This window comes from Bradyrhizobium sp. ARR65 (genome assembly GCF_000472385.1).
Taxonomy (GTDB): Bacteria; Pseudomonadota; Alphaproteobacteria; order Rhizobiales; family Xanthobacteraceae; genus Bradyrhizobium.
Genome location: NZ_AWZU01000044.1, coordinates 58503 through 64613, shown reverse-complemented (window position 1 = coordinate 64613; position 6111 = coordinate 58503). Strand labels below are relative to the sequence as shown.

The following is a 6111-nucleotide window of genomic DNA, read 5'->3' as shown; positions in this document are numbered from 1 at the left end:
AATCTGCCGCAGGCCGTCGGCTTGCACCGTCGGGCAAATCACCGCCATCGTCTCGCGCATCCTGTCCGGCAAGAGGGGCGTTACGGCCGATCGTCACGAAACGTGGGGCAGGGTGCGGTGGACGTGATGGTGTTGATGGACGAGCAGCACTTGTTGCGGACGGCGAAGTCGTGTGGTCCTGGCGCGCCCATGCAGGCGCCAAGTTGGCGACGATGCTTAATGCTCGCGCCGGCGACGGTGGCAACAAGCNGGTTCACCGGGGAGAGTACGAAGTAAGCCGTAAACCATCGCGCAGGGAAGGCCGGTGTGATTTCGCCTTACCTGTGGTTACTCCCGTGTGCGCTTTTGCGCAATTTTGCACACGGGGCCGCGGGTGCGGCGGGCACCCGGCCTTCCCTGCGCCCTCTCATCTCGGAGGGCGGTGTCACTGGCAAAGCTCGGACGCGCCGCGCCGCGAGAACGCTGACTCTCGCCCCCTCGTCATGCCCCGCAAGTCGGGCCCTGGCTGATTTGCGGATTGATTATGCATGCGGGCATCCAGCGGCCTTTCGGCTCAAGCACCGGCGTCTCTGGAATACTGGACCGCCCGGTCTGGCTGGGCGATGACGTCGGAGTGAATGGCTGTTTGACGACCAAATCGGAAGGACTGCTTTTGTGGCTACGCCGAACGCCCTCACCGCATCAGCCGCCGATAGGCGCCGGGCGCCATGCCGGTGGCGCGGCGGAAGGCACGGGTAAAGCTCGCCTGCGACGAAAAGCCCGAGCGGTGCGCGACCTCGGACAGCGGCAGCTTGCCTCTCGCCAGCATGGCCATTGCGGCTTCAAGGCGACGGCGACTCACATACCGATAAGGCGGAACGCCGAGCGCGGCCGTGAACATCCGCGTGAAATGGAAGGCGCTGAGATGCGCCTGCTCGGCGAGTGTCGCCACCGTGATCTCCTGCTCCAGATGCTGCTCGATGCAGTCGAGAACGCGCTGCAGCCGCACACTGTCGAGCGGCGTGGGAGCGCCTGCGCCGCCCTCATGCAGGCCCTTGGCCGCATAGCCGTGGATCAGCCGCGCCGCAAGCATCAACGAAGCCGTCTCGGCGAACATGCGGCCGGTCGCGGTTTCGTGATTCACCTCGGCGAGCAGTGCCGCGCCGATCTGCCGGATCAACGCGTCGTCCAACCCGCCGACATATTGGATCGAACGCGCCAGCGATCGCGGAAGGCTATATCGGTCGGCGAGCGTGTCGAATTGTCGAAGCGGCAAATAGAGATGCAGCGCCTTGGGCATCGGCGCCGTGAGCACGATGTCCTCGCGTCCAACGCCGGTTGGAGCCAGCCATATTGCTCCGGTGACCGGCCGCGCCTGCTCCTGCCGCCCCGCTCCGGCACGGATCACGAGACCGTCATCCGAACCGGAAACAGCAATGACGATCTCAACGCAGTCTTGCGCGCACGAGATGATCCTGCCGGGTGGATGGCAGCGGAGTTCGGCCCCGAGCGTCCTCCAGCCGCGTTCGGCCGACGAAGCCAGCAGCCTGGAGCGCGGATATTTCCGCCGCCCGTCGGTCTGCAGATCGAGCGTAGCGTCGCCGGCAGGTGCGGAGCCCTGCGCCGCATCATGCGCGCTGCCTTGCTGAACGGCGCTTGCTCTGGTCCGCGGCTGGCCCATCGGAATCTCCATCGCGATTCAATCGCGTGCGATGTAAATGGTCCGCGCCAGTTGCAATTCAACGACTTGCGATTCAATCGTTCGCGACATATGTGCGATGATTGACGGCCCAAAGACGACGCAAGCCGGAGGCCTCTCCATGCCGCATGCCGTTCCCGAACCTGACGATTTCATCTGTTTTGCGATCTATTCAGCGGGACATGCATTCAACCGCCTCTACAAGCCGCTTCTCGAATCCATCGGCCTCACCTACCCCCAATATCTGGTCATGATCGCACTCTGGGCCCGGAACGATCAGACGGTCGGCGATCTCGGCGAAACGCTGCTCCTGGAATCCAGCACGCTGACGCCGCTGTTGAAGCGGCTGGAGAAATCGGGTCTGTTGAGCCGCAGCCGCGATCCCGAAGACGAACGCCAGGTCCGCGTGCGCCTGACCCGCAAGGGCGCGGGAATGCGGACCAAGGCGCGCGATTTCCCCTCCTGCGTCAAGGCCGCAACCGGCTTTTCCAACGAGGCGCTGCGCAGGCTGCGGAATGACATTCTCTCGATGCGGAGCGCCGTTCTGCAGGCCGCGGACTAGCCGCCCGCGAGATGGCTGGGGCAAGCAGGAGCTTTCAGAAGGAAATCGGGGATGACACGGAACAGCTCGATGGAACTTCAGACCCATGGCGCGAGAAAGTATCCGGCCTCGGCCCTTCTGCAGTCGTCGGCGGGGCTCGGCTGGTCCACTCTCTCCGCCGAATTGCGATCGCACGGGATCAGCGAGACGCCCGTCGTCCTGCCGCTGCACATGGAGTTGACGCTCGCGGTTTGCGGGAACGACGACGGCTTGGTCAGCCGCACCGGCGCCGGTCAGCGCCAACAGACCATCCCCACGACCGGAACGATCTGGATGACCCCCATCGCGGTCGGTGACAACGAGATCTCGATCAGCGCCGCGCTGCCGAAAATGCTGCATCTCTACTTGCCGACAGCGCTCTTTGGCCGGCTGAGTGACGACTTCAATCTTCCGGGGGCCCCTGCCCACTCCATTCGCTACGCCGCCGGCATTCGCGATGAGATGATCGGACAGATCGGGCTTTCTGTCCTTTCCGAGATGGGAAACGAAACGGCGGTCGGCCGGATGTACGTGGAAACGGCATCGCTGATGCTGGCGGCGCGGGTCCTGCAAAAATATTCCGACAGCGGATCCTGCATGCCGATCGGGACCGCCTCCCAATCTGCCTGCCAGGTGAGACTGCGCCGCGTGCTCGATTATATCGCAACCCATATTGCCGACGAGATTGCGCTGTCGGACCTCGCAGAGGTCGCAGGTCTCAGCCTGTTTCACTTTACCCGCATGTTCACGCGCGCCATCGGTGTTTCCCCTCACCGCTATGTCAGCCGGTTGCGGCTGGAAAACGCGATGACGGAGATTGCTGCTGGCAAGCTGCCGCTCGTGCAGATCGCGCTTAACGCGCGCTTTTCCTCGCAGGCAAGTTTTACCCGCGCCTTCCGTCGCGCGACCGGCAAGACGCCGGGGGAATATCGGCGCTGCCGACGTTCGTAAGTTCAACTGCTCGGAGCCTCACCGCAAGAGCGGTCAAAACAAAAGCAGGTCCGGGAAAGACATGGGCATGTGGCTGATCCTACTTTGGGCGCCGTCACGAACTTTGGTTCACGCGAGAGCGCAAGGCCATCGCGACACCCCAAGATGCCAGGCGAATATCGTAACGATGCAGCAATTTGCCAAAAGACACGGCAGAATCGCCTCCGTGCGCCGCGCCGCCACGTCCGCGCCGACTTCGTTGCCCTATTCGGCCGCCAGCCCAGCTTTGCACGGAGTTAGTATATGCCTTTCATCACCACAAAAGACGGCACGCAGATCTTCTACAAGGATTGGGGCTCCGGCCAACCCATCGTCTTCCATCATGGCTGGCCGCTCAGTGCCGACGACTGGGACAGCCAGATGCTGTTCTTCCTGCAGCACGGCTATCGCGTCATCGCGCATGACCGGCGCGGGCATGGACGCTCCGGCCAGCCCAACTCCGGTCACGACATGGATACCTATGCGGCCGATGTTGCCGAATTGGCCGCGGCGCTGGATCTGTGGGACGCCATCCACGTCGGTCACTCCACTGGTGGCGGCGAAGTGGCGCGCTATGTCGCCCGCCATGGCAAGAGCCGCGTTGCCAAGGCGGTACTGATCAGCGCCGTTCCGCCGATCATGCTGAAGACCGAGCAAAACCCCGGTGGCCTGCCGATCTCGGTGTTCGACGACCTGCGCAGGCAGCTCGCGGCCAATCGCGCCCAGTTCTATCGCGAGGTGCCGATCCCGTTCTATGGCTTCAACCGGCCCGGCGCGAAGGTGCTCGAGGGCGTCATCGACAATTGGTGGCGGCAGGGCATGATGGGCGCCGTCAATGCCCATTACGAATGCATCAAGGTCTTTTCGGAAACCGACTTCAATTCCGACCTCGCGGCGATCGAGGTGCCGACCCTGGTGATGCATGGCGATGACGACCAAATCGTGCCTTACGCGGATGCCGGCGTGCTCTCGGCAAGCATCATCAGGAACGCGACGTTGAAGATCTATCAAGGCTACCCGCATGGCATGTGTACGGTGCATGCCGATGTGATCAACCCGGACCTGCTCGCATTCATTCGCGGGTGAGCGGGGCTTTCCCGACGAACTCCTTTGGGGCGCCTCGACGAGCCCTTCGGACTCCTTCGAGCCCCCTCTTCTGGCCTGGAACATGATTCGGTTTGCGTCGTTGCCTTCAATCGCTGGGCCAGGGCCGCATGGAAGGGCTGTCGTCAATGCCGGCAGCGCAACAAGGGCGACATCCGGGAGTTCGAGCCAGGCGCCGGGTCAATGCGCATGCGGTATCGGATTGGGCCGTACTGCTCGGCTTTGCGTTGATAGCGGCGATGTTCTGGATCGCGGACGGCTCCTCGCCAAAAGCTCGCGCCGGCACGCGCGCCGCCGCCCCCGAGGACAAAGCCGAAAGCCACCGCGGGCGGTCGGCGAGCACCCCTTCCGAGATCCCGCTGCGTGGTTGGAAAGACATCCTGCTTCGCGTCTACGCCAACGTCGACGAGCATCGCATCCTTGCGCTCGCGGCCGGGATGACGTTCTACAGTTTGCTCGCCATTTTTCCCGCGCTTGCCGCGCTGGTCGCCATCTACGGCCTCTTCGCCGATCCCGCGACGATCACGGCGCATCTGGACACGCTCTCGGGGTTCATGCCGGGAGGCGCCATCGATGTTGCCCGCGATCAACTCACACGGGTGGCCTCGAAAGGCGGACAGGCGCTCGGCTGGACGTTCCTCATCGGGCTTGCGATCTCGCTGTGGAGCGCAAACGCCGCGATGAAGTCTTTGTTCGACACCTTGAACATCGTCTACGGCGAGAAAGAAAAGCGCGGCCTGATCAAGCTCAACCTCGTCTCCCTTCTGTTCACGCTCGCGGCAATTGCTTTCGCCTTGGTCGCGCTTGGCGCGGTCGTGGTGCTTCCAGTCGCTTTGAATTATCTCGGCCTTTCCGGCAGTACCGACCTGCTGGTCCGAGCCGGGCGCTGGCCTGCGCTCTTCGTCGTGCTGACGCTGGCGCTCGCCATCATCTACCGCTACGGCCCGAGCCGGCGGATGCCGCGCTGGCGCTGGATCAGCTGGGGCAGTGCATTGGCGGCCGCTCTGTGGCTAGCCGCGTCCGCGCTGTTCTCGTGGTACACGGCCAATTTTGGCAGCTACAATCAAACCTACGGCTCGTTGGGAGCCGCGATTGGCTTCATGACCTGGCTGTGGATTTCCGCCATCGCGGTTCTGATCGGCGCCGAGCTCGACGCCGAGACGGAGCACCAGACGGCGCACGACACCACGACAGGACGGGCGAAGCCGATGGGAGCGAGGGGAGCGCAAATGGCGGACACGCTAGGGCCGGCCCAGGCGGCTTAGCGCTGCCACTTACCACGAGGATACCGCCGGCTTCCTGCCATAGATCGCGTCGGCACGCTTTTCGAACGCGGCGGAAAATCGCGCGAAAGCGGCATCGAACATCGCCCCCATCAGCGTGGCGAGCATGCGGCTCTTGAACTCGTATGCGAGATAGAATCCGACCTCGCAGGCGTCCTCGCCTCGCGGCTCGAAGGTCCAACGGTTCTCGAGGCTCCGGAAAGGTCCGCGCAAATACTCGACCAATATCTTGCGGTCCGGCTTATCCAGCGTGACTTGGCTCGTAAAGGACTCCCGTACCAACTTGAACGACACGGTCATGTCGGCAACCACGACCTCCGTGCCATCAGGCCTCTTGGTGCGCTGGCGTACTGTGAGCGATTGGCACAACGGGACGAATTCTGGATAGCGTTCAACGTCGGCGACGAGGTCGAACATCTGCTCGGCGCTGTGGGGAACGAGGCGTTTGCTGGCAAATCTTGGCATGACACTTCAAGTCCGGGCTTCAAACAGCAATC

Annotated in this window: 6 protein-coding genes; 4 read left to right on the top strand and 2 right to left on the bottom strand. The window is 63.2% G+C overall.

All coding sequences use genetic code 11. The features are described from left to right. Positions 1-673 precede the first annotated feature (673 nt). Positions 674-1660, bottom strand: coding sequence for a helix-turn-helix domain-containing protein (locus tag F758_RS0133440; RefSeq protein WP_198026622.1), 987 nt, complete (start codon positions 1658-1660; stop codon positions 674-676). 139 nt (positions 1661-1799) lie between these two features. Here F758_RS0133440 and F758_RS0133435 point away from each other — a divergent pair, with 139 nt between their 5' ends. The 4 genes from F758_RS0133435 to F758_RS0133420 all read left to right on the top strand — a co-directional run bounded on the left by F758_RS0133435 (position 1800) and on the right by F758_RS0133420 (position 5596). Further along, positions 1800-2240 (top strand): MarR family winged helix-turn-helix transcriptional regulator, encoded by a 441-nt coding sequence (locus F758_RS0133435; protein ID WP_024511960.1) that lies wholly within the window; start codon positions 1800-1802, stop codon positions 2238-2240. A 51-nt stretch (positions 2241-2291) separates the two neighbouring features. Beyond that, positions 2292-3209 (top strand): helix-turn-helix domain-containing protein, encoded by a 918-nt coding sequence (locus F758_RS0133430; RefSeq protein ID WP_084305834.1) that lies wholly within the window; start codon positions 2292-2294, stop codon positions 3207-3209. 282 nt (positions 3210-3491) lie between these two features. Next, the gene (locus tag F758_RS0133425) at positions 3492-4313 is read left to right on the top strand and encodes an alpha/beta fold hydrolase (RefSeq protein ID WP_024511958.1); all 822 of its coding nucleotides are present in this window, start codon (positions 3492-3494) and stop codon (positions 4311-4313) included. Between the two features lie 146 nt (positions 4314-4459). Beyond that, entirely contained in the window at positions 4460-5596 is a 1137-nt protein-coding gene (locus F758_RS0133420; RefSeq protein ID WP_245286664.1) for a YihY/virulence factor BrkB family protein, read from the top strand. Positions 5597-5605: 9 nt separating this feature from the next. On the opposite strand, the gene F758_RS0133415 is transcribed toward F758_RS0133420, so the two are convergent. Beyond that, positions 5606-6079, bottom strand: coding sequence for a type II toxin-antitoxin system RatA family toxin (locus tag F758_RS0133415; RefSeq protein WP_024511956.1), 474 nt, complete (start codon positions 6077-6079; stop codon positions 5606-5608). Positions 6080-6111 lie beyond the last annotated feature (32 nt).

What these genes read in the sequence shown, in the direction of transcription:
- F758_RS0133440 (WP_198026622.1), bottom strand. Translation starts at nt 1,660, where the DNA reads ATGGGCCAGCCGCGGACCAGAGCAAGCGCCGTTCAGCAAGGCAGCGCG.
- F758_RS0133435 (WP_024511960.1), top strand. Translation starts at nt 1,800, where the DNA reads ATGCCGCATGCCGTTCCCGAACCTGACGATTTCATCTGTTTTGCGATC.
- F758_RS0133430 (WP_084305834.1), top strand. Translation starts at nt 2,292, where the DNA reads ATGACACGGAACAGCTCGATGGAACTTCAGACCCATGGCGCGAGAAAG.
- F758_RS0133425 (WP_024511958.1), top strand. Translation starts at nt 3,492, where the DNA reads ATGCCTTTCATCACCACAAAAGACGGCACGCAGATCTTCTACAAGGAT.
- F758_RS0133420 (WP_245286664.1), top strand. Translation starts at nt 4,460, where the DNA reads ATGCCGGCAGCGCAACAAGGGCGACATCCGGGAGTTCGAGCCAGGCGC.
- F758_RS0133415 (WP_024511956.1), bottom strand. Translation starts at nt 6,079, where the DNA reads ATGCCAAGATTTGCCAGCAAACGCCTCGTTCCCCACAGCGCCGAGCAG.